Origin of the sequence: Micrococcus sp. 2A, from assembly GCF_039519235.1 — a bacterium.
Classification (GTDB): Bacteria; Actinomycetota; Actinomycetes; order Actinomycetales; family Micrococcaceae; genus Micrococcus.
In genome coordinates this window covers 366,567-391,454 of sequence record NZ_CP154351.1, presented here as the reverse complement: position 1 = coordinate 391,454, position 24,888 = coordinate 366,567, and the positions used below count along the sequence as shown (strand labels likewise).

The 24,888-nt window shown below is 71.2% G+C and carries 23 protein-coding genes and 1 tRNA gene; 18 read left to right on the top strand and 6 right to left on the bottom strand.

The window, feature by feature from the left end; genetic code table 11:
* Positions 1-18 precede the first annotated feature (18 nt).
* A complete protein-coding gene (locus AAG742_RS01875) occupies positions 19-2,814 on the top strand; it encodes an ExeM/NucH family extracellular endonuclease (RefSeq protein ID WP_298713537.1) in 2,796 nt (931 codons plus the stop codon).
* Between the two features lie 111 nt (positions 2,815-2,925).
* Here AAG742_RS01875 and AAG742_RS01870 read toward each other — a convergent pair whose 3' ends face one another.
* Positions 2,926-4,893, bottom strand: coding sequence for an FAD/NAD(P)-binding protein (locus AAG742_RS01870; RefSeq protein WP_298713540.1), 1,968 nt, complete (start codon positions 4,891-4,893; stop codon positions 2,926-2,928).
* A gap of 291 nt (positions 4,894-5,184) precedes the next feature.
* On the opposite strand from AAG742_RS01870, the gene AAG742_RS01865 reads away from it, so the two are divergent.
* The 15 genes from AAG742_RS01865 to AAG742_RS01795 all read left to right on the top strand — a co-directional run bounded on the left by AAG742_RS01865 (position 5,185) and on the right by AAG742_RS01795 (position 14,477).
* On the top strand, positions 5,185-6,012 hold the full coding sequence (locus tag AAG742_RS01865) for a PRC and DUF2382 domain-containing protein (protein WP_298713543.1): 828 nt from the start codon (positions 5,185-5,187) through the stop codon (positions 6,010-6,012).
* 233 nt (positions 6,013-6,245) lie between these two features.
* Positions 6,246-6,337: transfer RNA gene (locus tag AAG742_RS01860), tRNA-Ser, on the top strand.
* Positions 6,338-6,484: 147 nt separating this feature from the next.
* Positions 6,485-7,714, top strand: coding sequence for a site-specific integrase (locus AAG742_RS01855; protein ID WP_298713545.1), 1,230 nt, complete (start codon positions 6,485-6,487; stop codon positions 7,712-7,714).
* A gap of 164 nt (positions 7,715-7,878) precedes the next feature.
* Positions 7,879-8,136, top strand: a complete 258-nt coding sequence (locus AAG742_RS01850; RefSeq protein WP_298713548.1) for a helix-turn-helix domain-containing protein — start codon at positions 7,879-7,881, stop codon at positions 8,134-8,136.
* Complete coding sequence (locus tag AAG742_RS01845) at positions 8,133-8,468, top strand: hypothetical protein (RefSeq protein WP_298713551.1); 336 nt, start codon at positions 8,133-8,135, stop codon at positions 8,466-8,468. The genes AAG742_RS01850 and AAG742_RS01845 overlap by 4 nt, the downstream gene beginning before the upstream one ends.
* Positions 8,465-8,752 (top strand): hypothetical protein, encoded by a 288-nt coding sequence (locus AAG742_RS01840; RefSeq protein WP_298713554.1) that lies wholly within the window; start codon positions 8,465-8,467, stop codon positions 8,750-8,752. Before AAG742_RS01845 ends, AAG742_RS01840 begins: the two co-directional genes overlap by 4 nt.
* The gene (locus AAG742_RS01835) at positions 8,749-10,821 is read left to right on the top strand and encodes a bifunctional DNA primase/polymerase (RefSeq protein ID WP_298713560.1); all 2,073 of its coding nucleotides are present in this window, start codon (positions 8,749-8,751) and stop codon (positions 10,819-10,821) included. The genes AAG742_RS01840 and AAG742_RS01835 overlap by 4 nt, the downstream gene beginning before the upstream one ends.
* A 184-nt stretch (positions 10,822-11,005) precedes the next feature.
* Positions 11,006-11,149, top strand: coding sequence for a hypothetical protein (locus tag AAG742_RS01830; RefSeq protein WP_298713563.1), 144 nt, complete (start codon positions 11,006-11,008; stop codon positions 11,147-11,149).
* Positions 11,146-11,295 carry a hypothetical protein gene (locus AAG742_RS01825; RefSeq protein ID WP_298713565.1) on the top strand — a complete coding sequence of 50 codons (150 nt, stop codon included), beginning with the start codon at positions 11,146-11,148 and terminating at the stop codon, positions 11,293-11,295. The genes AAG742_RS01830 and AAG742_RS01825 overlap by 4 nt, the downstream gene beginning before the upstream one ends.
* Positions 11,289-11,480, top strand: a complete 192-nt coding sequence (locus AAG742_RS01820) for a hypothetical protein (RefSeq protein WP_298713567.1) — start codon at positions 11,289-11,291, stop codon at positions 11,478-11,480. Before AAG742_RS01825 ends, AAG742_RS01820 begins: the two co-directional genes overlap by 7 nt.
* Positions 11,477-11,677, top strand: coding sequence for a hypothetical protein (locus AAG742_RS01815; protein WP_248118110.1), 201 nt, complete (start codon positions 11,477-11,479; stop codon positions 11,675-11,677). The genes AAG742_RS01820 and AAG742_RS01815 overlap by 4 nt, the downstream gene beginning before the upstream one ends.
* A 5-nt stretch (positions 11,678-11,682) precedes the next feature.
* Positions 11,683-11,982 (top strand): hypothetical protein, encoded by a 300-nt coding sequence (locus tag AAG742_RS01810; protein WP_248118107.1) that lies wholly within the window; start codon positions 11,683-11,685, stop codon positions 11,980-11,982.
* 56 nt (positions 11,983-12,038) lie between these two features.
* Positions 12,039-12,350: a hypothetical protein gene (locus AAG742_RS01805; RefSeq protein WP_298713571.1), complete on the top strand. Its 312-nt coding sequence runs from the start codon at positions 12,039-12,041 to the stop codon at positions 12,348-12,350.
* A complete protein-coding gene (locus AAG742_RS01800; protein ID WP_298713574.1) occupies positions 12,347-13,546 on the top strand; it encodes a hypothetical protein in 1,200 nt (399 codons plus the stop codon). Before AAG742_RS01805 ends, AAG742_RS01800 begins: the two co-directional genes overlap by 4 nt.
* A gap of 475 nt (positions 13,547-14,021) precedes the next feature.
* Positions 14,022-14,477, top strand: a complete 456-nt coding sequence (locus tag AAG742_RS01795) for a hypothetical protein (RefSeq protein WP_343282228.1) — start codon at positions 14,022-14,024, stop codon at positions 14,475-14,477.
* A gap of 1,624 nt (positions 14,478-16,101) precedes the next feature.
* Here the strand turns inward: AAG742_RS01795 and AAG742_RS01790 are convergent.
* The 3 genes from AAG742_RS01790 to AAG742_RS01780 form a co-directional block, all read right to left on the bottom strand.
* A complete protein-coding gene (locus tag AAG742_RS01790; protein ID WP_298713580.1) occupies positions 16,102-16,509 on the bottom strand; it encodes a hypothetical protein in 408 nt (135 codons plus the stop codon).
* Between the two features lie 400 nt (positions 16,510-16,909).
* Entirely contained in the window at positions 16,910-17,038 is a 129-nt protein-coding gene (locus tag AAG742_RS01785) for a hypothetical protein (RefSeq protein WP_298713583.1), read from the bottom strand.
* Between the two features lie 211 nt (positions 17,039-17,249).
* Positions 17,250-18,119 carry a hypothetical protein gene (locus tag AAG742_RS01780; protein ID WP_248118089.1) on the bottom strand — a complete coding sequence of 290 codons (870 nt, stop codon included), beginning with the start codon at positions 18,117-18,119 and terminating at the stop codon, positions 17,250-17,252.
* 228 nt (positions 18,120-18,347) lie between these two features.
* Between AAG742_RS01780 and AAG742_RS01775 the strand changes: the two genes are divergently transcribed.
* Complete coding sequence (locus tag AAG742_RS01775; RefSeq protein ID WP_298713586.1) at positions 18,348-19,646, top strand: hypothetical protein; 1,299 nt, start codon at positions 18,348-18,350, stop codon at positions 19,644-19,646.
* Between the two features lie 28 nt (positions 19,647-19,674).
* Here the strand turns inward: AAG742_RS01775 and AAG742_RS01770 are convergent, their stop codons facing one another.
* Entirely contained in the window at positions 19,675-20,805 is a 1,131-nt protein-coding gene (locus tag AAG742_RS01770) for an MFS transporter (protein ID WP_298713691.1), read from the bottom strand.
* 167 nt (positions 20,806-20,972) lie between these two features.
* Here AAG742_RS01770 and AAG742_RS01765 point away from each other — a divergent pair, with 167 nt between their 5' ends.
* The gene (locus AAG742_RS01765) at positions 20,973-22,448 is read left to right on the top strand and encodes a phosphomannomutase/phosphoglucomutase (RefSeq protein WP_248118085.1); all 1,476 of its coding nucleotides are present in this window, start codon (positions 20,973-20,975) and stop codon (positions 22,446-22,448) included.
* A 129-nt stretch (positions 22,449-22,577) separates the two neighbouring features.
* Here the strand turns inward: AAG742_RS01765 and AAG742_RS01760 are convergent, their stop codons facing one another.
* On the bottom strand, positions 22,578-24,791 hold the full coding sequence (locus AAG742_RS01760) for a RecQ family ATP-dependent DNA helicase (RefSeq protein ID WP_248118084.1): 2,214 nt from the start codon (positions 24,789-24,791) through the stop codon (positions 22,578-22,580).
* Positions 24,792-24,888: the final 97 nt, after the last annotated feature.

The following is a 24,888-nucleotide window of genomic DNA, read 5'->3' as shown; positions in this document are numbered from 1 at the left end:
AGAAGAGAGACAACGATCATGCCGATCTCCCTGCGCCGCACGCGCCCCGCCGCCGTCTTCGCGGCCCTCACCCTGCTGGCCCCCGCCGTGGTGGCCGGCCCAGCCATGGCCTCCCCCTCCGGCGACAGCCTCGTGATCAACGAGGCGTACACCAACGGCGGCTCCGCCAACGCGGTGTACACCGACAAGTTCGTCGAGCTCTACAACCCCACGGACGAGCCCATCTCGCTTGAGGGCTGGTCGCTGCAGTACCGCTCCGGCACCGGCACGGGCGCCACCAACAACACCGTCGCCCTGAGCGGCGTGGTCCCGGCCCACGGCCACTTCCTGATCCAGGGCGGCTCCAACGGCACCTCCGGCGAGGCGCTCCCGACGCCGGACCTCAACGCGGGCGGCTCGTTCAACCCCGCGGGCACCAAGGGCACCATCGTGCTCGCGGACCAGGCCGGCACCCTGGCGGGTCTGCCCGTCGGCTCCGTGACCGACGAGACCGCCGGCGTCGCCGACCTGCTGGGCTACGGCGCCACCAACACCTACGAGACCGCTCCCTCCGGCGCCCCCTCGGCCAACACGGACCCGAAGTCGCTGACCCGCGCGGACGGCGTGGACACGAACGACAACTCCGCGGACTTCACCGTCACCGCCGACGTGACGCCGATGAACTCCACGAGCTCCTCCACGGAGCCCACGGATCCGACCGACCCCGTCGATCCGGTCGACCCGGTCGAGCCCGCCCCGGTGGAGCGCGTCACCATCGCCGAGATCCAGGGCACCGGCGCCGTGTCCCCGCTCGAGGGCCAGTCCGTCGCCACCACCGGCGTCGTCACCGCGGTGTACTCCACGGGCGGCTACAACGGCTACTACATCCAGACGGCGGGCACCGGCGGCGACGCCGTCGACGCCACCCCGGGCGCGTCGGACGGCCTGTTCGTGTACTCCCCGGACACGGTCGGCACCGTCGCGATGGGCGACCACGTGCAGGTCACCGGCACGGTCTCCGAGTACTACGGCCTCACGCAGATCCGCGTGGACGCCGGCGGCGTGACCGCCCTGGCCGACGGCGCCGGCGTCGCCCCCACCGCGGTGGAGTTCCCCCTCACCGAGGCCCAGCGCGAGGCCCACGAGGGCGAGCTGCTCGCCCCGCAGGGCGAGTGGACCGTGACGGACAACTACAGCCTGAACCAGTACGGCTCGCTCGGGATCGTGCCGGGCACCGATCCGCTGGACAACCCGACGTCGGTCGCGCTGCCCGGCGCCGACGCCCAGGCCGTGGCCGCCGCGAACGCGGAGAAGCTGATCGTCCTCGACGACGGCTCGACCGTGAACTTCTTCCGCTCCCCCGGCAATCAGAACCCGCTGCCCTACCTCGACGCGGACCAGCCCGTCCGCGTGGGTGCCGGCCTCGAGTTCACCACCGGCGTCATCCTGGACTACCGCTTCGGCGCGTGGTCCTTCCAGCCGCTGGGCCACCTCACCGACGCCACGGCGTCGACCGTGCAGCCCGTCTCCATCGAGAACACGCGCGTGGAGGAGGCGGCCCCGGAGGAGCTCGGCGGCAACGTGACCGTGGGCAGCTTCAACGTCCTGAACTACTTCACCACCCTCGGTGAGGATGTGCCGGGCTGCTCCGCCTACTACGACAACGACGGCGACCCGGTGGCCACCAAGGACTGCCTCCCCCGCGGCGCCTACACCGATGAGGCCTTCGCTCGCCAGCAGGCCAAGATCGCCACCGCGATCAACGGCATGGACACCTCCGTGGTGGCCCTCGAGGAGATCGAGAACTCCGAGAAGTTCGGCCTGGACCGCGACCACGCGCTCGCGCACCTGGTGGACGCCCTCAACGAGCAGGCGGGCTACGAGAAGTGGGCGTACGTCGCCTCCCCCGCGGACCGTCCCGCCGTCGAGGACGAGGACGTCATCCGCAGCGCCTTCATCTACCAGCCCGCCGAGGTCACCCCGGTCGGCGAGTCCGTGATCCTGGACGACCAGGTGAACTTCGACAACGCCCGCGAGCCCATGGCCCAGGTCTTCCGCGTGGCGGACGCCTCCGGCGACGGCGTCGAGGGCACCGAGTTCATCGCGATCACCAACCACTTCAAGTCCAAGGGCGGCTCCGGCGCCACCGGCGAGAACGTGGACTCCGGCGACGGGCAGGGCGCCTACAACGCGGACCGCGTCGGCCAGGCCGAGGCCCTCGTGGCCTTCGCGGAGCAGATGAAGGTGCTGGCCGGGACCGACAAGGTCCTGCTGATGGGCGACTTCAACTCCTACGAGAAGGAGGACCCCATCCGCGTCCTCGAGGAGGCCGGCTACATCTCCCAGGGTGCGCTCACCGACGAGTATTCGTACGTCTTCGGCGGCAGCGTGGGCAGCCTGGACGGCATCTACGCCTCGCCCGCGGCCTCGGCCGCGATCACGGGCCAGGACATCTGGATGATCAACGCCAACGAGTCCGTGGCCCTCGAGTACGCGCGCCACGACTACGTGGAGGAGGACTTCTACTCCCCGGACCAGTGGCGCTCCTCGGACCACAACCCGATCCTCGTGGGCATGCAGCTCGACGCCCCCGCGACCGAGCCGGTCGACCCCGTGGACCCGGTCGATCCCACGGATCCCACGGATCCCACCGATCCGGCCCCGGGCGGCCAGTGCGAGGACGTCACGCACCCGTCCAAGGGCAAGGGCAAGGGGAACGGCGGCTTCTCCGCCGCCGAGTGGATGCGCTGCACCGGCATGCACCCCGGCAAGGGCCACGACGGCTCCCACCCGGGCAAGGGCAAGGGCCGGGTCCTCGTGCCCGCCGCCGGCTGATCGGCTGACCCCTCGCACGACGGCGGGGCCGCCCGGGAGATGATCCCGGGCGGCCCCGCCGTCGTCGTCGGCCCGCCCCACCGCGTCAGCGCGGGGACCGGTCCCCCGTGCTCACCCCGCGGGTCGGCCTCCGAGCAGGACGCGGGCCGCCGCATCCGCGTCCCCGAGGAAGAGGGCGCGGCCGTCCGGGTCCGCACCCGCCTCCGCGGCGATCGCGGTGCCCCACTGCACCCCGGAGAGCTGCAGGCCGAGCACGAGGATGCGCTCGTGCACGCGGCCGTCAGCGGCGCGGAGCCGGTGGGGCCGTCCGGTCACGTCGAACCCTGTCGAGGGGAGCCGGGCGCCCTCCTCGTCCTCCCAGACGCCGGTGGCCGCCACGCCGTCGGCCAGCATCTGGCGCACGAGGGGCGTCGAGGCGGAGCGCACGCGGTTGGGCGGCATCATGGCCTCCACGAGCCACGTCCCCGAGGCCGCCGCCGGCACGCGGGAGTCCGCGGCGCCCACCTGAGGGCTGTGCACGCGGAAGGCGTCCTCGCCGTCGGCCTCGACCGTGGGCCACGGCCCCGACCAGGTCAGCAGGCCCGCCCGGTGCACGGCCAGCATCTGCTCCACGCGCCACAGGGGCGGGCCCGAGGCCAGCCCCTCCACGAGGGGCTCGAACCAGCCCTGCACGTCCTTGATCCTCGACGCCTGGGTGATCCGCCCCTGCGCCACCCACTGCTTGATGCGCAGTCGCCCGGCGTGCAGAGCGCCGACCGCCATCATGAATGGGGAGCCCTCGCCGCGCGCCGCCTCCCCGCAGGCCTGCCCCACGTAGTGGGACACGGCCGCCTGGTACTCCTCGTCGCTGTCGAACACCTGGTCCCGGAAGGGCTCGGCGTACGCCAGGATGTCGAGGAAGCCGCGGCCGGGCGCGTACTGGCGGAGCAGGTCCGCCGCATGCATCGACGTGACGGGGGCGCCCCGCCCGGCCTCCTCCAGCAGGCCCACGAGCTCCCCGAGGAAGCGGCGGGCCGCCACGGGCCCGCCGAGGATCTCCGGCTGCGTGCGCGCCATCGTCGCGTAGTAGTGGCGCACCACGTCCCGGTGAAGCAGCGGCCAGACGTGCTCGGCGAGGTCCAGCTCCCCGTGCTCGGCCAGCAGGCCGTCGACGACGGCGTCGGAGAGGTAGGAGAGCGCCACTCCGCGCGGAACGAACGCGTCCACCTCCGCCTTCGGCAGGTACGGCACGCCGCGCCGCGACATCAGGCGCAGGGAGGGCTCGCGGCCCGAGGGCTCGTAGCGCAGCGCCAGGCCGGCCCCGTCTCCGGTCCGGTGGAACGCGCCGCCCCGGCCGAGGGTCAGCTGGGCCATCAGGTCGAAGGCGTTCAGGCCCATGCCGCGCACCAGCACGGACGCACCGGGCTCCACCGCGGACCAGTCCACGTCCGAGGGGATCTGCGGGCCCTGGTAGTGCAGGTGCGGCGATGCCTCGGCGGCCTCCGCCATGCGGCGCTGTCCCGCGCTCAGCTCGGCCGGCTGGTGGCCCAGGCACAGCACGACGGCGTCCGCCTCGAGCCGGCTCTCCTCGCCGCCGGCATGGCGCAGGGTGAGCTGCGCCCCGCCGTCGGGCCGCGGGTGCAGGGCGGTCGCCTCGGCGCGGTGCTCCCGGACCTCCACCACCTCGGGGCGGGCCCGCAGCATCTCCACCACCGTGTCGTAGAGGTGGCGCAGATAGCGCCCGTACGCGGCGCGGGCAGGGTATTGGTGCCGCTGGACGCCACGACTCTCCTGCGGATTCACCCGGCGCCACTGGTCGAAGGAGAGGGCGGCCGTCGAGGGCCGCAGCCCGGGGTTGTCGGCCGCGCTCGCCGTGGGGTAGAAGGCCGGCGTGTTCATGAAGTAGAGCTCGGACTGGTCCGTCCGCCATACCCGTCCGGGTCCCGGCCGGTACGGGTCCACCACATGGATGCTCAGCGCGGGAGAGCGGTGGAGGCTCCCCTGCTCGAGGTGCGCCAGCAGCCGCTCGAGGAGCATGACGCCGCGCGGCCCGGCGCCCACGATCGAGAGGCGACGGACGCCCTCTCTAGAATCTTGCACACTGCCTCCTGGGATTCCTTCCGGACTCGTCCGAAGCCTCGCCCGCGTAAAACCACACCCTATCGCCTTCCGTCAAGGCGTGGGATCCGCCGATCCTCGAGGTCGAGCCGAGAGGCGATCTCGCGGCGAATCCTTGACAGATCGCGGAATGAGGGGGGTGCTTCCCTCCCGGCTGTGAGAACCCTGGGAATAACCGCAAGTCGTGGATCGACGGTTGACGCGGAGGACGCTCGTGAGGAATTGTTCTTGTCGTACGGGAAAGAAAAAGCCCAACCCAGAAGGAGAAATACCATGGACCGCAACATGCTTGATCAGCTTCAGAACGCTTCCGTGTACGCCACCGATGGCGACAAGATCGGTTCCGTCGGCCAGGTCTACCTGGACGACGTCACCAACGAGCCGACCTTCGTGACCGTGAAGACCGGCCTCTTCGGCGCCAACGAGACCTTCATCCCGCTGCAGCAGGCGCAGACCACCGCCGACGGCATCACCGTCCCCTACGAGAAGGCCTTCGTGAAGGATGCCCCGAACGTGGACGCCGACGGCTCGCTGACCCCGCAGGAGGAGCAGCGCATCTACGAGTACTACTCCATGGAGTACACCGCCACTGAGGGCCACGTGGAGGACCGCCGCGACGTGGACACCACCGCCGGCGTCGTCGGCGACCGCGACGTCGTCGACACCGACCGTGACGTCGTCGACACCGACCGCCGCGAGGTGAACGACGCTGACGGCGTCGTCGTCCGTGACGAGCACCTGAACGTCGGCACCGAGCGCAAGGCCTCCGGCCGTGTGCGTCTGCGCAAGCAGTCCTACACCACCACCGAGACCGTGGAGGTGCCCGTCACCCGCGAAGAGGTCGTCGTGGAGCGCGAGTCCGTGGATCCCAACTCCGCCGAGGCCCGTCGCGCCGACGCTGACGGCGAGGTCTCCGTGACCACCTACGAGGAGACCCCGGTCGTCGAGAAGACCGTGGAGGCCGAGAAGGTGTCCCTGGGCAAGCGCCAGATCCAGGAGACCGAGACCGTCTCCGAGGAGCTGCGCCACGAGGACGTCAAGATCGACGGTGACACCACCACCGATCGCGCCGACCTGAACGATCGCAACGACCGCATCTGAGTCACGCGACGCCCGGCCGCTGAGGTCGAGTGAGGCCGAAAGGGCCCCGGATCACCACGGTGATCCGGGGCCCTTTCGCCTGAGCCCTCTCTGTCCCGGCAGGGGAACGGGCGCCCGGCGGCGGTGCAGACGGTGCACGACGATCCCCGGCGCAGAGCCTTTGCCCTCTCTCCCCCGCGCAGGCTAAGCTGACCGGGTTCCCTGAACGCCGTCACGGCGCCGACGGAACGGATGGAGACGTGCCAGAGCGGCCGAATGGACTTCACTGCTAATGAAGGGCTCGGCGAAAGTTGAGCCGGGGGTTCAAATCCCCCCGTCTCCGCCAGGAAGGGCCGGAACCCGCATGGTTCCGGCCCTTTCCGCATGTCCACGCGGATTCTGGCCGGTCCCTCGTGTGGCTTAGACGTTCACGAGTGGTCACAACGTACCATAGGTGTAGACCACTGGAAGACTAGACTTGAGAGGGGGGCGCATGGCGGACCGTCGAAAGCTGCCCCAGGGCATCACCCGGAACCCCGGAGGCATGTACCGGGCGCGTCTGGGCGTTGACGGCGTGCAGCACTCGCTGGGCACGTTCGCCACGCTGGGAGACGCCCGCGCCGCCCTGGACATCGCCCGCGCCGAGAAGGCCCGTGACACGTTCATTCCGCCGGCCGAGCGTCGCGCCCAGCTCAAGGCCGAGCGGGAGGCCCGGCGCGCCCAGGCGGCGGCTGACGCCCGGACCGTCCGCGAGCTCGCCGAGGCGTGGTTGTCCTGGCAGGAGGCCCGAGGGCTCAAGCTCGGCAGCGTCTACACCTACCGGCGCCACCTGGAAGCGCACTTCCTACCCACATTCGGAGAGCGGCCCGTGGGCGACGTGACCGCCCTGGACCTCAACGCATGGCTGGACCACCTGGAAGAGTCCAAGAGTCCCGCCGGTGCCGCCCAGGTCCACCGGGTGGTGGCCGCCCTGTTCAAGTGGGCCACCGGCGACGCCGCCGAGCTCCCCCGCACGTTCACCCCGTGGCTGCTGACCTCGCCCGTACCCCCGCTGGCCGCCCGACGTCTGCGCCGCCCGAACCTGCCCCAGCGCAACCGGGAGACGTTGACGGACGCCGAGCTGTCCGCCCTGGCCGACCTGATGCCCGAGGCCGACCGCCTGGCCGTGCTGCTGTCCGGGTGGTGCGCCCTGCGGATCGGGGAAGTCCTCGCCCTGCGCCGTCGTCACGTCACCACGGAGGCCGAGGGCACCACGTGGATTCGCGTCGAGTCCCAGGTCCAGGCCCGCGGGTCCGGGGTGCGCGAGGAGTCGCCCAAGTCTGAGGCCGGCCGCCGGGAGATCCCCGTGCCGACCGTGATCGCCTCCGACCTCGAGGCGCACCTCGAGGCGCACGCCACCGAGGGCGCGGATGGGCTGCTGTTCCCCCGCGTGGGCGGCGGGAACTGGCTCAACAACCCGAACACGATCCGCAAGCGGTTCAACGCCGCGCTGGCAGAGCTCAACGCCCAGCGCCAGCGGGACGGGCTGCCGACCGTGGAGAACTTCACCTGGCACGGGCTACGGCACACCGCCCTCACCCGTCTGGGCCAGGCCGGCGCCACCACGGCCGAGCTCAAGGCCTACGCCGGCCACAGCGACGGCAAGTCCGTGGAGGTCTACCAGCACGCCGAGCGGCGGCGCCTGGCCGCGCTGACCGCTGAGCTGGGAGCCGCGCCCCAGTGAGCACGTAATGGCGCACTTGAAGGGCGATGGTGCCGCATGTATCCTTAGCTCTACGGCGTAGTATGCGCCGCGCGTAGCAGAGAAAGGCATCGCCTGTAAGAGTTCACGACGGTCCACCCGGACCGGCGGCCTAACGGCCCCACTTCCATCATGGAAGGCATGTCGTGACTTTGCGAGCCTCTGCACACTCCCAGGGCCGCGGATCGAGTCCCCTCTCTCCGCTCACTGCCCAACTCACCATCTCTGATGCTGCCGCGTTGCTGGGGGCGTCTCCCAACACCGTCCGCCGCATGATCGCGCGCGGCGACCTCCGCGCCTACCGGTACGGTCCCAGGCTCATCCGCATTGATCCTGCCGACCTACACGCCCTGCGCGTGCCGGTCACCTCCCTGGCCGAGCTGCGGGGAGCTGATGCCCGTTGAGCGCCCCCACCGAACTTCAGACCCGCGTCACGCGCGGGGCCGGGCAGGGGGTGACCCTCTACGCCTTCCAGCACGAGTTGAAACAGCGCGACAAGCGCGCGGCCGTGGACGTCATCTGCGCCACGTTCCCCAGCGTCAGCCGCTCGTGGGCCAAGCGCCACTTGTCCCGCATTCAGACGATGGACGGTGCCGCCCTGGCCCAGTTCATCGCCTGCACCGATCCCGTGACCTACGTTCGCCGGCTGGGCTGGATTGATCCGACCGGAGACACCGCCGCACGCAATGTGGATCGTGAGCGCCGCACCGCCATGAAGGCAGGTGCACGCGCGTGAACCTGGACATGAAGAAGGGCCGCCCCGTCGCCCACGGAGCGGCCCCCTCGAAGAAGATCACCACCGCCATTCTACCCCGACCCGCCGACCTTTTGAACGGCGTTTTCGTGGTCCTCGTGGCCCGACAGAGCGCCGGAGAAGTCCGCTATCGCCGTTCGGTCTACTTCAACCTTCCCGCCGCCCAGCGCGCCCAGGATCGGGCCGTCATGCGCGGACAGGCCGCGTCCATCACCCTGTGCAGGTTGACCCCTGCCCACGAGTTCGACGGGGGGTGGGCCTCTTGAGCGCCGCACTGATCGACGCCGCCCGCGAGCTCCACGCGCACGGCGTGAACGTGATCCCCGTCCGCGACGACGGCAGCAAGGCCCCGGCCCTGCGCGCCTGGCAGACGCACACCACGACCGAGGGCGACCTCGTGCAGTGGTTCGGCGGGGACGATCCCCGCTACCGGGCTCTCGGGGCCGTCTGCGGGGCGCCCTCCGGCGGTCTGGAGCTGCTGGAGATTGAAGGCCCCCACGTCGGGGAGCTGGAAGCTGTGGGCCGCGCCGCCGGTGCTGCCGGTCTGCTGGCCCTGTGGGAGCAGGTGAACGGCGGATGGTGCGAGAAGTCGCCCTCCGGTGGGGTCCATTGGCTCTACCGGGTGCAGGGCATGGACGTGCCCGGCAACACCAAGCTTGCCGCCGACGCGGACCGCGCCACCATCGCGGAGACGCGCGGCACGGGCGGGCAGGTGGTCCTCGCCCCCACGGGCGGGACCGCCCACCGAACGGGCAAGCCCTGGACCCGCTTGGACGGTGGACCGGCCACGGTGCCGACGCTGAGCGCCGAGGAGCGGGACGCCCTGCATGGGCTGTTTCGCACCCTGGACCGCACCCCCCAACGCCAGCCGGCCCCTGTACCGGCCACGCTGCCCCAGCGTGCCGAGGGTCCACGCCCGGGCGATCTGTGGGCGGCCCGCACGACGTGGGCCGAGCTGCTGGGCCCGCACGGCTGGCAGGTGCACCACACGGGCGGGGTAGAGACGCATTGGACCCGTCCGGGCAAGTCCACGACGGAGGGGCCGAGCGCCACCACGCGCGAGGACGGCGGGCTGTACGTGTTCAGCACCTCGACCGCATTCGACGCCGAGACGCCCTACAGCAAGTTCGGGGCGTATGCGGTGCTGGAGCATGGCGGGGACCATTCCGCCGCCGCCCGTGCGCTGGCCGCTGAGGGCTTCACGGACCGCCCGATAGGCCCGGCTGCCCCCACGGTCTGCGAGACCGTCACGGAGGCACCGGAAGCCCTCACGGAGGCCGAGCCGCCGTCCCGGCCCTCGTGGTCCCCGGTAGACCTCTCGGCCTACCTGAACGGGACGGCGACCGCTGTTGAGCCGACCCTCATGGCACGGACGGACGGGGTGAAGCTGCTGTATCCGGGGCATGTGCATTCGGTGGCCGGAGAGTCCGAGTCGGGGAAGTCCATGCTCATGCTCGCCGTGGCCGCTCAGGTGCTCACCGACGGCGGGCGGGTGCTGTTCATGGACTACGAATCGGACCCGGCGACCGTGCTTGACCGTCTCGTGAAGCTGGGCGCGCCTGTGGACGCGGTGGCCGAACGGCTGGACTATGTGCAGCCCGAGGCAGACCCCGAGAACGGGGGATGGGCGGACGTGTCCGCGTTCCTGGCGCTGCTGGGGCGCCGCTACGCCCTGGCCGTCCTGGACGGGGTGACGGAGGCGCTGAGCGTGTCCGGTGTGCCCTCGATTGACAACGATGAGGTGACCGGGTGGATTCGCCGTCTGCCGCGTCGGATCGCCCGCACCACGGGCGCCGCCGTCGTGATGGTGGATCACGTCACGAAGTCCACGGAGGGGCGGGGACGGTTCGCCATTGGCGCCCAGGCCAAACTCTCCGCTCTCGACGGTGCCTCATTCCTCGTGGAGCCGCTGGCCCCGCTGGGAGTGGGCATGGCGGGCAAGCTCGCTGTTCGGATCGGCAAGGACCGGCCCGGACGGGTGCGCCCCCACGGTGGCGCGTGGCGCAAGTCGGACCGAACACAGGCCGTCGCCGTTGCGCTGATCGACTCGACGGACCCGAGGCGGATCGCTTTCACCTTGGAGGCGCCCGCCCGAGAGGTGGACCCCGAGGTCCACGCCGTCCAGGTGGACGACGGGCGACGCCGGGCAATCGTGGAATGGATCGCGGATCGACCCCAGCCGCCGACGTTCAACCAGATCGCTGAGGCAGTTGCGGCCCGTCGCCCGGCGGTGCGGGAAGCCCTTGACGCGCTAATCGCTGACGGGACCGTGATCGCGACACCTGGCGCGCGCAACTCGACGTTGCACCAGCTCGCACCAATCCCCGCTGCCTGAGCGGTCCCGCGACTGGTACCGGTTCCCACTCTAAAGAGTGGGACCGGGAACCAGTCACGGGAACCAGTTCCCACTAATACCGGAACCACTGGGAACCAGTGGGAACCAGTCAGACCCCATTTAGACGGCCCTGGACTCACACGAGTTTGGGGCCGTCCTCATGCCCCCTGAAGGACGTGCAGAAATGACCGCCATCACCACCCGCCCCGAGCCCAAACACGCCGCGTGCACCCCGGCCGAGAGGTTCACAGCATCTCTCGACGCCGTTGAAGCCCGCCTCGACAGCCTGCGCCGGCTGATCGCTGACCACCGGGAAGGACTGCGATGAGCACCCCCACCACGGAGGAGAACAAGACGTTGGACAACGCCCTCCAGCAGGTCCGCTTCCACATGGACCGCGCCGAACGCTTCCAGCGCCGTGCTGAGAAGGCCGAGGCCGAACTCGCCCGACTCAAGGACGGCGACGCATGGTGAGCCGCCGCCGCCCGAACTACGCGCGCGAGGACGTGGCCGTCTTCCTGGCCGCCCTGCAAGCCCGCCACGGGCTGACAGACCCCGAGCCCGTCACGACGCGCCCACGGCCCACCCTGACCGCCGCAGACGGCACCCATGAGCCGCCCCTCCCCGCGTCCGATCCCAGCGAACCGGGGGACCAATGAGGCTGCTCCGTTTAGACGCCGTGCGCCCCTGGCAATGGCGCATCGGCACCCGCACCGAACCCGGTGTCGGCCTGTTCTACCAGGGCCGATTGGTCGGCCACCTGAATACCGCTGAGGCCCGGCAGATCGCCGACGCCCTGCACGACGCCGCCGACGCCGTAGAGACCCCCGCCCCTGACACCAACCCCGAGGACTGAACACCATGACTGAGAAGCAGATCCCCACGCCCGCCGACCTGGAGCGCATGGCCCGTGAGCACGGGTTCCGCCCCCGCGTCGCGGAGACCCCCGAGCCCGCGCCCGAGCTGACCGCCGAGCTGCGCCGCGAGATGTTCGCCGCCTACTTCACCGCCGACGCCGCGAAGGCCGGCTTCGACGGTGAAGCCCTGGCCCCGTACTTCAACCCGGCATCGTTCGCCGGTGAGGATGGACGGCTCGACCGGGAGAAGGTGCGCGCGTTCGTGGCCAGCATGCCCGCTGCCGCCCAGGGCCCCGCCTGGTGAGGGCGCGCCCCGGATCGTCCATCGCTCGGGCCATGACCGCCGGAGTGCCGGGCGCAATGCCTGGCCCCGGCGCCAACGCTGCCCGGGATGCCCTAATCCAACGGCGGATCGCAGACGGCTACGCCCGCCAGGCTGCCACCCGTGAAGCCGAGCATGAGCGCGCCCACGCCGAGACCCCAGCCGAGCGTGCCGCCCGTGTGAAGGACCAGTACGCCGAGCAGCTGGACCGTGCCGCTGAGCAGAAGCGGGCCACGCGCGCATGGGAGGCCGTGCACGGGCCGACCCCGACCGGACTGCCCGAACGTGCGCCCGGCTCTGTGGAACGCGGCCGCGCCCTGTGGGCCGACCAGCAGCGCAAGCACGCATGAGCCCCGACCGCCCGACCACCATCACCCCGACGTCCGAGGAGGACACGTTGACCACCACCACGCGCACCAAGCGCACCACCAAGACCGCCCCCGAGTTCCCCACCGCCGAGGACATCGCTGGCGCCGTCCATGAGCACGGCGCCGAGGAACGCCGCGACCAGGAGGCCGCCGAGGCCATGCACCGGCTCGCGCGCAAGGCCCACATGAGCGCCACCGATCCCGAGCCGGACGTGACGGCCGCCTATGAGGACGCCCGCGTGTCCGGCGACTGGGACGCGTTCGAAGCCGTCATCCGTGAGCACGTCGAATGGACCGAGCGGGACAACAAGCGTCTGCGCGTGGTCCGTGCTCTCACGGACCGCACCCGCCCTGTGGACCCTGAACGGCGCATCGCACTGCGCGCCGACGCCGGACGGCTCACGCTGGACTACCTGGCCCAGACGCTGCCCTCCATCCTGGCCGCCGCCCAGGCCCTCGACCTGGCCGGCATGCCCGCCTCTGCCGAGGCCGTGCTGAACTCTGGCCCGGAGATGGTGGAACGGTTCGGCAAGGCCCGCGCCGTCGTGGACGCCTACTCTGCGCTCCGTCGTGCTCAGGCCGTCGCCGTGCGGAACATCGCCGCGCGCGAGGTGGGCGGCGGAACGGACATGGGCGTAAGCAGCACGGGGCAGTTCCGTGACGCGCTCCACCTGGACGCGACATGGCTGAGCAACCGCCGCAACGGCATCACGCTGCTGAACAAGGACGCCACCCGCAACCATGTGCGCCGGTTCGCGCCGGGCGCGGAAGAGTTCTTCGACAACGCTCCCGACCCGCTGTTCGGTTCCATCACCGCAGACGGCTTCCCGGCCGAGTGCAAGACCATCCCCGCCCGGGCCGCATGGCTGAAGAAGTGGGCCGGGCGACTCGAGTTCTTCGTCCCGGACTTCGACCAGCTGCACATGCTGCACCGGGCGTACTCCGAGGCCCTTGACGTGCGGAACTGGAAGGACCGGCGCGGTCTGGTGGTCCAGGGCGACATCAACAAGACGCCGCTTCCCGATGACGTGGACCTCACGGCGCTGGTGAACCTCACCTACGTCCGCCCGGACTGGGACGCCACGCCCGCCGAGGACGTCGCCCAGGTGGCCGACGCCGCCGAGGCGAACCGTCAGGCCGCCCGCCTGGCCCAGCATCCCGGCCTGGTCAACGACTGATCCCACCCGTTGCATGGGGCCGCGTGGTCTCTCGACCACGCGGCCCTGTGTGGCCCTGTGAGGCACGCAGACGAGACAGACGACTAAGACCACGGCGGCACGGAGAACGCGCGCCAGAGGTGGCACGCAGGGGCGCTGGCCGCTGCTGCATAAGTATGCATGCCCCTGGGGCGCCCAACCCCCCTGCCCCGGTCCATTCTGGGGCCCCGCCTCTGTCTGTGGCTGTCTGTGTGCCGGGTTCAGCCCATTTCGCTAGGACACGTAAATATGACGTATTTGACCTGTTTGATGTGCGGAAACCGCATCATTCCGGCCGGCATCGGGCGCCCTCCACGCTGGTGCTCGACGCCCTGCCGATACCGGGCCCACAACCGCCTACGTCACCTGCGCGTCAAGCGCGCCCGGGCTCAGGCGGACGGCCTGGAACGACGCGCCGCCTACCTCACCGAATGGATCGACCGATTGGAGACCACTAATGCCTAACTACCCGAAACCGCAGAACCGCCGATCCCGCCAGCGGCCGGGACCGGAGTTCCGCGAGATGGAGATCATCCCGGCCGTTCAGCCGGACCTCCCGCCGCGTGATCGGCCCTGGAGCGCGGCCACGCTGCGTTTCTGGGAGCGTCTGGGGGAGTCCTCCATCGCGCCCGAGCTGACCGCGACGGAGTGGGACGTTCTCATGCTGGCGGCTGCGGCGTATGAGGAGATGTGGACGGAGAACAAGCTCACGCGGATTGACGGGTTCATGTCGATCATGGGCCGGTTCCCGTTCACTCCACGCGACCGGCTGGCCCTGCGTGTGCAGGCGTTGACCGGCGTGCAGATGGAGCAGCGCGTGCAGGACGGGATGGACCGCGCCCACGAGTCGCAGAAGGTCCGGGCTCGCGCGTCGTATGCCGGGCTGCGGACCACGAGCAACGGTCGGCAGTAGGTGCGACGGCGCCCCCAGCATGAAACGGGATCGCTGGGGGCGTCTGGCGCGGCCCACGCGGAGGGGGGATGGGTGGGCGGCGCCGCGGGCTGGCCGTTGAGTGGGGAGTCCATACCTCAGGGCCCGGGCCGAACGGAGACGAGCAGTCGTGTGCAGTCGTGTGCAGTCGTGTGCAGTCGCGTGCAGTCGCGTGTGTAGTACATTCGTCCTACGTGTTGTACAACGGCTCGTACTACCCGTTGTACGACGGCTCGCACTACGAGCATGCGAGCTCGAACGCTGGATCGGTAGAGGAGGAACGAGAAAATGTCCGCACATGTCGCAGAGAGCCGGCAGGCCTGGGAGCGAGATTCTCGTCCGACTTACCGCGAGTGGCTTCCCTCCTCCCCAGAGCCTCGAAACGATGACCGCCAGCCGCAGGGACTCTCCCACCTCTATCTGACGCATGTGCGGTCCCTGGTTTTGCACCCGGAACATATTGAGCGCTCCACCGAGGTCGAGCCCACATTTACGTTCTGATTTACGCATGCCCTTAGTCCCCGGAGCGCTTGGTTTTGGAGAAGCGGGCTTTCAGCATCGCGCGTGTCTTCAAACATTCAATTGCGCGGCGCTCCCTCTTCGCCAATTGAAGAAGACCCCCTTTGCGACCCGAGTTGACGGACGAATTCAATGGTCCTCCGACTCTGGCGCTTGGCATTCGCTGGTGCAAGGCGTCATCCGGGACTTGCGAGTGCCCTTCACTCCTCCCTCCTATGCCTACCTGGCTATTGATCTCCCTCAGGCCGCAAGGATTGGAGAATGCGCTTCCATTGCAGGCGTAGTGGTCTGGAACGATTGCTGTCAGATCGATGGGGACACTTTAAGGGCCAGCCTTGACCTATTGGGGGTGGATCGGCGCATGGCTCGCCAGGGAGTAGGTACGGCAATGGTGACCCACGCTATACAAGCGTGTGGCTCGACTGCGCGCGCATTAGGCGCCTCAACCTTGATTGTTACTTCCGTGGTCCATAATAACAATATTGAATGCCAAGCCCTCTTGCATAAGAATGGCTGGAAAAGGACCGGCCGGGTCCCCAGTCAGCCGGATTGTTCATATTGGGTGATTTCGGGCTCCCGGGGTTCTTAGCCGCAAGGGTGAGCAGCCCGAGTGCTACATGCGCCCTCTGATCCCTACGGTTGTTAGACGAGCAAATGGCCCCGGCCCCCATCGTGGGAGGCCGGGGCCTTTTGTCGTTCCAGGGGCGCGAGCACTATCCGTACCCTGCCGACGTGACTACTGCTCACGTCATCGGCACGGAGGGTCGGCGCTGAGCGCCGAACCTGCGCCCATGCGAACCTCGCCCGCCGTCGTCGCGCAGCTCTCTGCCGCCGGCATGTCCACCCGGGCGATTGCGCCGGTGGTGGGGGTGAGTCAGCCGCAGGTTGTCGCCGACAAGCGAGCAGGTGATCAGGGGCTGATCACCTCACCTGCCCCCACCCCGGAGCCTGCCGAGGTGGTACCCGAGGTACCACCTGCCCCTGCCCCGGAACCTGCCGGCGACGACGGCCCCGGCCCTCCCGCGGTGGGAGAGTCGGGGCCGTTTCGTGTTTCCGGGGGTACCCGCTCAGTGGGTACCCCCGCCGGTCAGGCGCGCGCGAGAGCCTGATACGCGGACATCACGGCGACGACACTCACCCCGGCGTCATGGGCACGCTGCCCCAGCTCGTCCACGGTGGCCCGCTTGCCACGCGCGTGCAGCTCGCGGGCGATCCGCTCGACCTCGGGGCGCTGCAAGTCGTCCAGACGCTCGACCACGGCGGACAGATCGCGGGCCAGACGGCGGGCGTCCTCATAAGTCAGGTCCAGTCCGGTGGACAGGTCTTTGTCGTAGCCGTCCACGGCCAGGACCACGGAGCCGTCGCGCTCGTCAATGAAGGTGGTCACCCCGCCGGAGCTGGGGCCGGCAATGGTGGTGATCGTGTCGTCGCCCTGGGTATCGACCTCGACGCGGAAGCCGGTGGGAACGGTGGCGGTCTGCTGCTGGGTGTTCATGGTGTCTCCGTTGTTCGTGGCCGTGCTGGCCGGTGGTTGGTGTGGTGGTTGCCTCTAAGGCGTCCCCTGCGGGGACTAGCGGACCTACGGGCGGGCTTGTTCAAGTCCCCTGCCCCAAAGCTCCCGACGCCCCCGCCCTCACTCAGCGCCATTCGCCCACGCCGACTAGACCCCCCGAGTTTCGGGGTGTCTGCCGTTATGGCCCTAGGACGTGGCCGAGCTCGTGGCCGTTCCTCGCCCTGGCAGTTCAGGACGTTCGGGGAGGGTGTTTCGACTGCGCCGGAGCCTTTGGATCAGGTAGGCCGGCTGTCCCGCCTGGATAGTCACGCTGTGACCTCGTGCCACCCACCGGCGTTATGACGGTGGGCAGGACGCGGCCCCGCGTGCGGGGGCCGGTGGATCACATGGGGCCAGTCCAGAGGGACGGCAGAGACAGCACGACAAAGCCCGCCACCGTGAGCGCCACCGATGTGGCGGCGCGGGCGACGGGCTGGAGAAGCTGGGGGAGGGTGCGGGTAGGCTGGGACATGGCGACACGCTCGATTCGTGTTGTCCGTGCCCCGGAGGATTGCCGTCCTGCCGGGGCACTCGTTTACGGGTGGACCGGACCACTAGAGGACTAGTGGACCGAGCTACTCGCAAACGCCCATGTCAACGCGGGATTGACGGAGATTCCCCCCGTCTCCGCGAGGAAGGGCCGGGAACCGCGTGTTCCCGGCCCTTTTCGCGTCGAAGGACCCTCAGGCCCCGTGGCCCTCGCGGCGCTCCCGCATGCGGCGCAGGAGCTCGAACGCCTCCGGGACTGTGAGCTCCGAATGGGTGGACAGCTGCACGGCCGCGGACTCCAGGTTCCCATCCCGCACCATGGCGGCCAGCTGATCGCGCAGCCACGGCGGGAGGTCACGGGAGGAGACGCGCACGGATCCCTCGCCGCGCAGCACCTCCACCTCGAACGGCTGTTCCTCCGGCGCGGGATCGCCCATCCACTCGGTCGGGATCGTGAGGGGTTCCGCGCCGGCCGACGCCTCCGCGGGTGCCGGGACGGCGTCGGCGGAGCCGTCCGCCTCGCGCGGCGCCCCGGACGCCGCGCCCGGGGCCGCGGCGTGGGACCCAGCGCCGCCGCCGGCCTTGTCCGGGCCCTGGGTCTCCCCGACCCGGCGGGGTGCCCCACCCCTCTGCGTCCCGCCCCTCTCCTGGGGGGCAGACTCGGGCACCACGGGCTCGTCCCCACCTGCGGACGGCGTCGAGGCGTCCGGGCCGTCGATGTCCTCGAGCCCTGCGGGCGGGCGCGTCGGGTAGACCTGCGGGTAGGCGGCCAGGGACTGCACGTCCAGGACGGCGTCCTTCAGGCTCCGGCCGGTGATGCCCCGGTAGGCGCGGATGGCCTCCATGACGCGGCTCTGGGCGATGTGCCCGTAGACGGCGCGGTGGCCCCCCTCGTCGAGCAGGGACACGGCTTCCCTGGCCCGGGCCTCACTCGCCTCCGCCCGCTGGGTGGACGCCGGCGCGGCCGTCCTCCCGCTGTGGGCGCTGCGCGCCATCCGGTTGCCGACCGCCAGCGTGAGCACGCCGATCGCCAGCACGGCCAGGGCGGGAACGAGGTATTCCATGCCCGTCAGTCTAGGTCGGCGCTCCGGGGCCCCGGCGGCCGAAGAGCCCGCCGCGGCGAGGGGTCACACCTCCGTCACAGTTCCCGGGGAATCGCCCGCCGGGGCCCTCGGGTGTGCCTAGGGTGGACAGGCGGCCGCTGGACGGCCGCGGCACCGCGCGCGCGACCTCGCCCGCCCCGAACAGCAACGACACCACCGGCAGCACCGGCCACCACGCAGGAGATCACCATGGCCCTTCCCCCTTCGTCCCTCACCGAGCGCTCCGGGTCTCGGCGGCACCGCGTGTGGGGTGCGACGGCGGCCCTGGCCCTGCTCCTGAGCGGCTGCTCCGCCCCCCAGAGCGACGGCGCCTCACCCGGCGGTCCGGCTGCTCAGGGCGGCGATGCGTCCGCCTCGGCGACGACCGGCACGGGGCCGAGCGCGGACTCGAGTGCGGCGTCGTCCTCGGAGGCGGAGACCGAGGGCCCCTTGGCGGCCCGGTCCAACCCGGACGTGCCGATGCGCGCATACGGCGCGGACGAGCGCCCTCCGCAGTTCGTCCTGTTCTCCTTCGACGGCGGCAACCAGGACGCCCGCTGGAAGTCGTTCATGGAGACCGCGGACGAGGCCGGCGCCAAGTTCACCGTGTTCCAGTCCGGCATCAACCTGGTGGGCAGTGCGAACAAGGAGATCTACAGCGCCCCGGGCAACGAGCCCGGCGTGGTGCAGACCGAGTTCGGCGGACCGGAGGCCGAGGTGGCCCAGCGCGTGGAGAACATCAACGAGGCCCACGCCCGCGGCCACGAGATCGGCACCCACTACAGCGGCCACCTCTGTGCCTCGGCGGAGTACGGCGCGAACAAGTGGTCCACCGCCGAGTGGGAGCAGGAGATCGGGACGTTCTACGAGTTCCTGGACGACCCGCGCCGCGTGAACGGCTACGGGGAGGACTTCCCCGAGCTCGAGGTCGAGGCGGAGGACGTCAAGGGCGGCCGCCTGCCCTGCCTGGACGGGGAGTGGGACGCGCTCGTGCCGGTCTGGAAGGAGCACGGCCTGGAGTACGACACGTCGCACTGGGAGCGCAAGCCCGGGGTGGCCTGGCCCTACCAGAAGGACGGCATCTGGGAGTTCGACATGCCCACCGTCTACTCCCCCGTGCTCGCCGAGGAGGGCAAGAAGTACCCCATGGTCCTGGCCATGGACTACAACTTCTGGATGGACGGCAACGGCGGCAAGGAGGTCCCCGCAGACAAGGAGCGCCTCGGCAGGTTCCAGCGGGAGACCTACCTGTACGTGTACGAGTCGGCGTTCAACGGCAACCGCGCCCCGCTCGTGTTCGGCAACCACTTCAACACGTGGAACGACAACACGTTCAACCCCGCGGTGGACCAGGTCATGCGCGAGGTCTGCCAGAAGGAGGACACGTACTGCGTGACCTACCAGCAGATGGTGGACTGGCTCGAGCTGCAGGACCCGGCCGTGCTCAAGCAGTGGCAGGAGCAGGCCCGCTCCGCCGACGGCACGGACGCCGCCGGCCGCGGCAGGTGACCGTCCGCCGCACCCGCCCGGCCCCGGCTCATCGAGCCGGGGCCGTCTCGTCTCCGCGCAGGACGACGACGGCGACCACGGTGGCGGTGAGCACGAGCGCCACCACCATCACCACCGGCCCGGGCCAGCCGTGGGCCTCGTGGAACACCCCGCCCAGCCAGCCGAAGAGGCTCGATCCCGCGTAGTAGGCCAGGTTGTACAGCGAGGTGGACTGCGCGCGGCCCGTCACCGCGGCGGTGCCGGCCCATGCCGAGGCCACCGAGTGCGCCGCGAAGAACGCCCCGGTGGCCAGCACCAGTGCGGGCACGAGCACGAGCGGGTGGGGCACCAGGGTGAGGGCCACGCCCACGGCCATCGCCGTCGTCGCCGCGACCAGGACCCGCAGCCGGCCATGCCGTGCGGCCAGCCGGCCGGCCCACGGCGACGCCCAGGTGCCGGCGAGGTAGGCGAGGAACACGAGTCCCACGGCCGAGGGGTCCCAGGAGAACGGCGGGGCCAGGAGCGTGTATCCCACGTAGTTGTACAGGGCCACGAAGCCGCCCATGAGCAGCAGCGCCTGCGCGTACACCGCCACGAGCGCGGGCGCGTGCAGGTGCGCACGGACCGTGCGGGTGACCTGCCGCACGGAGGTGCGGGAGGGGACGAAGCGGCGGGCCCGCGGGGTGACCCAGAGGAACCCCAGGGTGCACAGCACGCCGACCGCGCTCACCGCGAGCATGCCCGCGCGCCACGAGGCCGCCTCGGCGACGGGCAGCGCGATGAGCCGGCCGGACAGGCCGCCCAGCGTGGTCCCGGCGATGTAGGTGCCCGCCGCCGCGGTGACCGCGCGCGGAGCCACCTCTTCCGCGAGCAGCGCCACGGCGAGGCCCGCGACGCCGCCGTGCGCCATCCCCTCGAACAGGCGCAGCACCATCATGGCCTCGAGCGAGGGGGCCAGCCCGCTAGCCACCGCGAGCGCGCTCGCGCCGGCGAGCGAGACCCCCATGACCGGTCGACGGCCCCACCGGTCGCCCGCGAGCGACCACGGCACCACGGAGACGGCCAGGCCGAGGGTGGCGGCGGAGACGAGCAGCGCCGCCTCGTGGGCCGGCACGCCCAGGTCGGCGCTGACGAGGGGGAGCAGGCCCTGCGGCGAGTAGAGCTGGGCGAACGTGGCCACGCCGGCCAGGAAGAGGCCGAGCAGCAGCCGGCGGTAGGCGGGCGTGCCGGGCGAGAGCGGCTCCGGGGCTTCCGGCCACGGGCCGCCCGGCACGCCGCCGGAGCGCGGGAATCGGTTTGCGGAGGCCACCAGCCCACTGTATCCAGGGGTCCACTACCATCGGTCGCGTGACTACTTCCTCTGGACCCATCGACCTGCGTGACTCCTTCAAGGCCTATGACGTGCGCGGCATCGTGGGCGAGACCATCACGGCGGAGTCCGTCCGAGCCGTGGGCGCAGCCTTCGTGGACGTCCTCGAGCTGGCCGGGCAGACCGTGCTGGTGGGCGGGGACATGCGCCCCTCCTCTCCCGAGTTCATGGACGCCTTCGCGGCCGGCGCCACGGCTCGCGGCGCGAACGTGCTGCTGCTGGGCCTCATCTCCACGGACATGCTGTACTACGCGGCCGGCGTGAAGCAGGCCGCCGGCGTGGTGTTCACGGCCTCGCACAACCCGGCCGAGTACAACGGCATGAAGATGGCCAAGGCCGGCGCGGTGCCCGTCTCCTCGGACACCGGCCTCTACGAGATCCGCGACGTGGCCCAGCGCTACCTGGACGGCGGCGAGATCCCCGCGGTGGAGGCCCCGGGCTCCGTGTCCGAGCAGGAGATCCTGGGCGCCTACGCCGAGTACCTGCGCTCCCTCGTGGACCTGCGGGGAATCCGCCCGCTGAAGGTCGTGGTGGACGCGGGCAACGGCATGGCGGGACGCACGACTCCGGCGGTCCTGGGGGACACGCTGCTGCCGGGCCTGCCGCTCACCATCGAGCCGCTCTACTTCGAGCTCGACGGCACCTTCCCGAACCACCCGGCCAACCCGCTGGAGTCGGAGAACCTGCGCGACCTGCAGGCTGCCGTGACGGACCGCGGCGCGGACCTCGGCCTGGCCTTCGACGGAGACGCCGACCGCTGCTTCGTGATCGACGAGAACGGCGACCCCGTGTCCCCGTCCGCGGTCACCGCCCTCGTGGCGCGCCGCGAGATCGCCCGCGCGAAGGCGGACGGGGAGGAGACCCCCGTGATCATCCACAACCTCATCACCTCCCGAGCGGTGCCCGAGCTGGTGGAGGCCGACGGCGGCCGCGCCGTGGTGACCCGTGTGGGCCACTCCTTCATCAAGGCGGTCATGGCGTCCGAGGGCGCCGTGTTCGGCGGCGAGCACTCCGCGCACTACTACTTCCGTGACTTCTTCAACGCGGACACCGGCATGCTGGCCGCGATGCACGTCCTGGCCGCCCTGGGCGAGCAGGAGCAGCCCCTGAGCGAGCTGGCCGAGGAGTACGAGCCGTACTTCGCCTCGGGCGAGGTCAACTCGAAGGTGGAGGACAAGGACGCCGCCGTGGCCGCCGTGCTCGCGCAGTTCGCCGCGGGCGCCGAGGACGGCGGCGACGCCGGCCAGGCCACCCACGGGGACTTCGCGGGCGTGGCCACGCGCGTGCTCCGCATGGACGGCACCACCGTCTCCGCGGCCGACGGCTCATGGTGGTTCAACCTGCGCCCCTCCAACACGGAGCCGTTCCTGCGCTACAACGGCGAGGCCCGGACCCCGGAGACCATGGAGGCCATCCGCGACGCGGTGCTGGAGATCGTCCGCACCGAGCGCTGACGGACGGCGGGCGGACCGCCCTCCACGGGCCCGAGGGGGCCGGAGCATCCGGTCCGGCCCCCTCGGCGTGTCAGCCCTCGTCACGTCGGGTCCCGGCGAATCAGCCTCCGCCGCCTCAGCTCTGTCGAATCAGCCGGACTGGGCGAGGACGAAGGGCAGCACCCCCTGGGCACCGGCCTCGCGCAGCACCCGCGTGGCCTCGGCCAGCGACCACCGGGAGTCCACGAGGTCGTCCACGAGCAGGACGGGGCCGACGTGCCCCGCCTCAGGCGCCGTGCGGAGCATGTGGGCCATGGCCTGCGGGACGGCGAAGCGGCCGTGGACCGAGGCCAGCCGGTAGGCGCTGTTGCCGCCCGGGCCGGCCGTCGGGCCGCCGCCCACGAGGTCGAGGGTGCCGAGGAACGGCAGGCGGCCGATCCGTGCGACCCCCTCGGCGAAGGAGCCCACGAGCTGTGGCCGCCCCCTCGAGGGCATGGCCACCACCGCGATGGGGCGGTCCTGCCAGCCCCACCCGGCGAGGACCCCCACGGCGCCCTGCAGCACGTTCTCCGGCACCGGGGCATCCGGCGCGGCGAGCAGCTCGCGCAGGACTCCGCCCCAGCCCAGGTCCGTCAGACGCGCGAGGGCGCGCCCCTCCTCCGCCTGCGCGCCGGCGGCCATGCGGCCCGTCACCGGCACGCCCAGCCGGTCCATCCCGGAGGGCCACATGCGGCGCGGCTCGAGGGGGACGCCGGCCCGGTGCAGGGCGTGCTCGGCGCGCTCCCGAGCGGCACCGTCCGAGCCCGTGGGGTACCACGGGCCGGCGCAGACGTCGCACCGCCCGCACGGCGCGGCCGTGGGATCGTCCAGGGTCCGCGCCAGGAACTCCATGCGGCACGTCTGCGTCGTCTGGTAGTCCAGCATGAGGCGCTCCTCCGCACGGCGGGCCTCGGCCACGCGGGCGTAGCGCTCGCCGTCGTAGGTCCAGGGGCGGCCCGTGGACCGCCAGCCGCCGCCCACGCGCTCCACCGCACCGTCCACGGCGAGCACCTTGAGCAGCAGCTCGAGGGCGGTGCGCTTGATGCTCACGGCGGGCTCCAGCGCCGCCACGGACATCGCCCCGCCGTCCGCGGAGAGCGCCGCGAGCACCGTGTGGGCCTGGGCCTCGTCCGGCATGGAGGCCGTGGCGAAGTACTGCCAGATCTGGCGGTCCTCCGCGCCGGGCAGCAGGAGCACGTCCGCGTGGTCCGTTCCACGGCCCGCGCGGCCGACCTGCTGGTAGTACGCCACCGGGGAGCTCGGCGCCCCGAGGTGCACGACGAACGTGAGGTCCGGCTTGTCGAACCCCATGCCGAGCGCGGACGTGGCCACCACCGCCTTCACGCGGTTGGCCTTGAGGTCCTCCTCGATGCGGGCGCGCTGCTCCGGGTCCGTGCGGCCCGTGTAGGCCACCACCTCGTGGCCGGCCTCGCGCAGCACCCGCGCCGTGTCCTCCGCCGCGGAGACCGTGAGCGCGTAGACGATGCCTGAACCCGGCAGCTCTCCCAGGTGGGCAAGCAGCCACGCGAGGCGGGCCGCGGGGTTCGGCAGCCGCAGCACGCCGAGGCGCAGCGAGGCGCGCGCCAGCGGACCGCGCAGCACGAAGACGTCCTGCGCCGAGTCCACGCCGAGCTGCTCCACCACGTCCTGCACGACGCGCGCGTTGGCCGTGGCGGTGGTGGCCAGCACGGGCACCGCCCGGGGTCCCTGGGAGGGCAGCTGTCCGATCAGGTCGCGGATGCGCCGGTAGTCCGGCCGGAAGTCGTGCCCCCAGTCGGAGATGCAGTGGGCCTCGTCCACCACGAGCAGGCCCATGCGGGCCACGAGGTCCGGCAGCTGCTCCTCGCGGAAGCGGGGATTGGTCAGCCGCTCCGGGGAGATCAGCAGCACGTCCACCTCGTCCGCCGCGAGCTTGGCCCGGACCTCGTCCCACTCGGTGGAGTTCGCGGAGCTCACGGACACGGCCCGCACGCCCGCGCGCGCCGCCGCCGAGACCTGGTCCCGCATGAGGGCCAGCAACGGGGAGACGATGAGCGTGGGGCCGGCGCCCCGCGCCCGCAGCAGCAGGGACGCCACGAAGTACACGGCGGACTTGCCCCAGCCGGTGCGCTGCACCACCAGCGCCCGCCGGCGGTGCGCCACGAGCGCCTCGACGGACTCGTACTGGCCCTCCTTGAACTCGGCGTCCGGCCGGTCCACCAGGCGGCGCAGGACCTCCAGGGCCTGGGAGTGCAGCTCCGGGTCCGCCGCGGGCTCACGCCGCGGGCCGCCCGGGGCGGCGACGGGAGGGAGGGGCGGGCCGGCGTCGTGCCTGGGGGAGGTCATGGCGCCAGTATGCCAACGGAGGCGGACAGGATGAGGCGGGCGCCGGGACGCCGGGGACGCAGGCCTCCCGTGGGGCGCCTGTGCAGGAGCGTGCCCC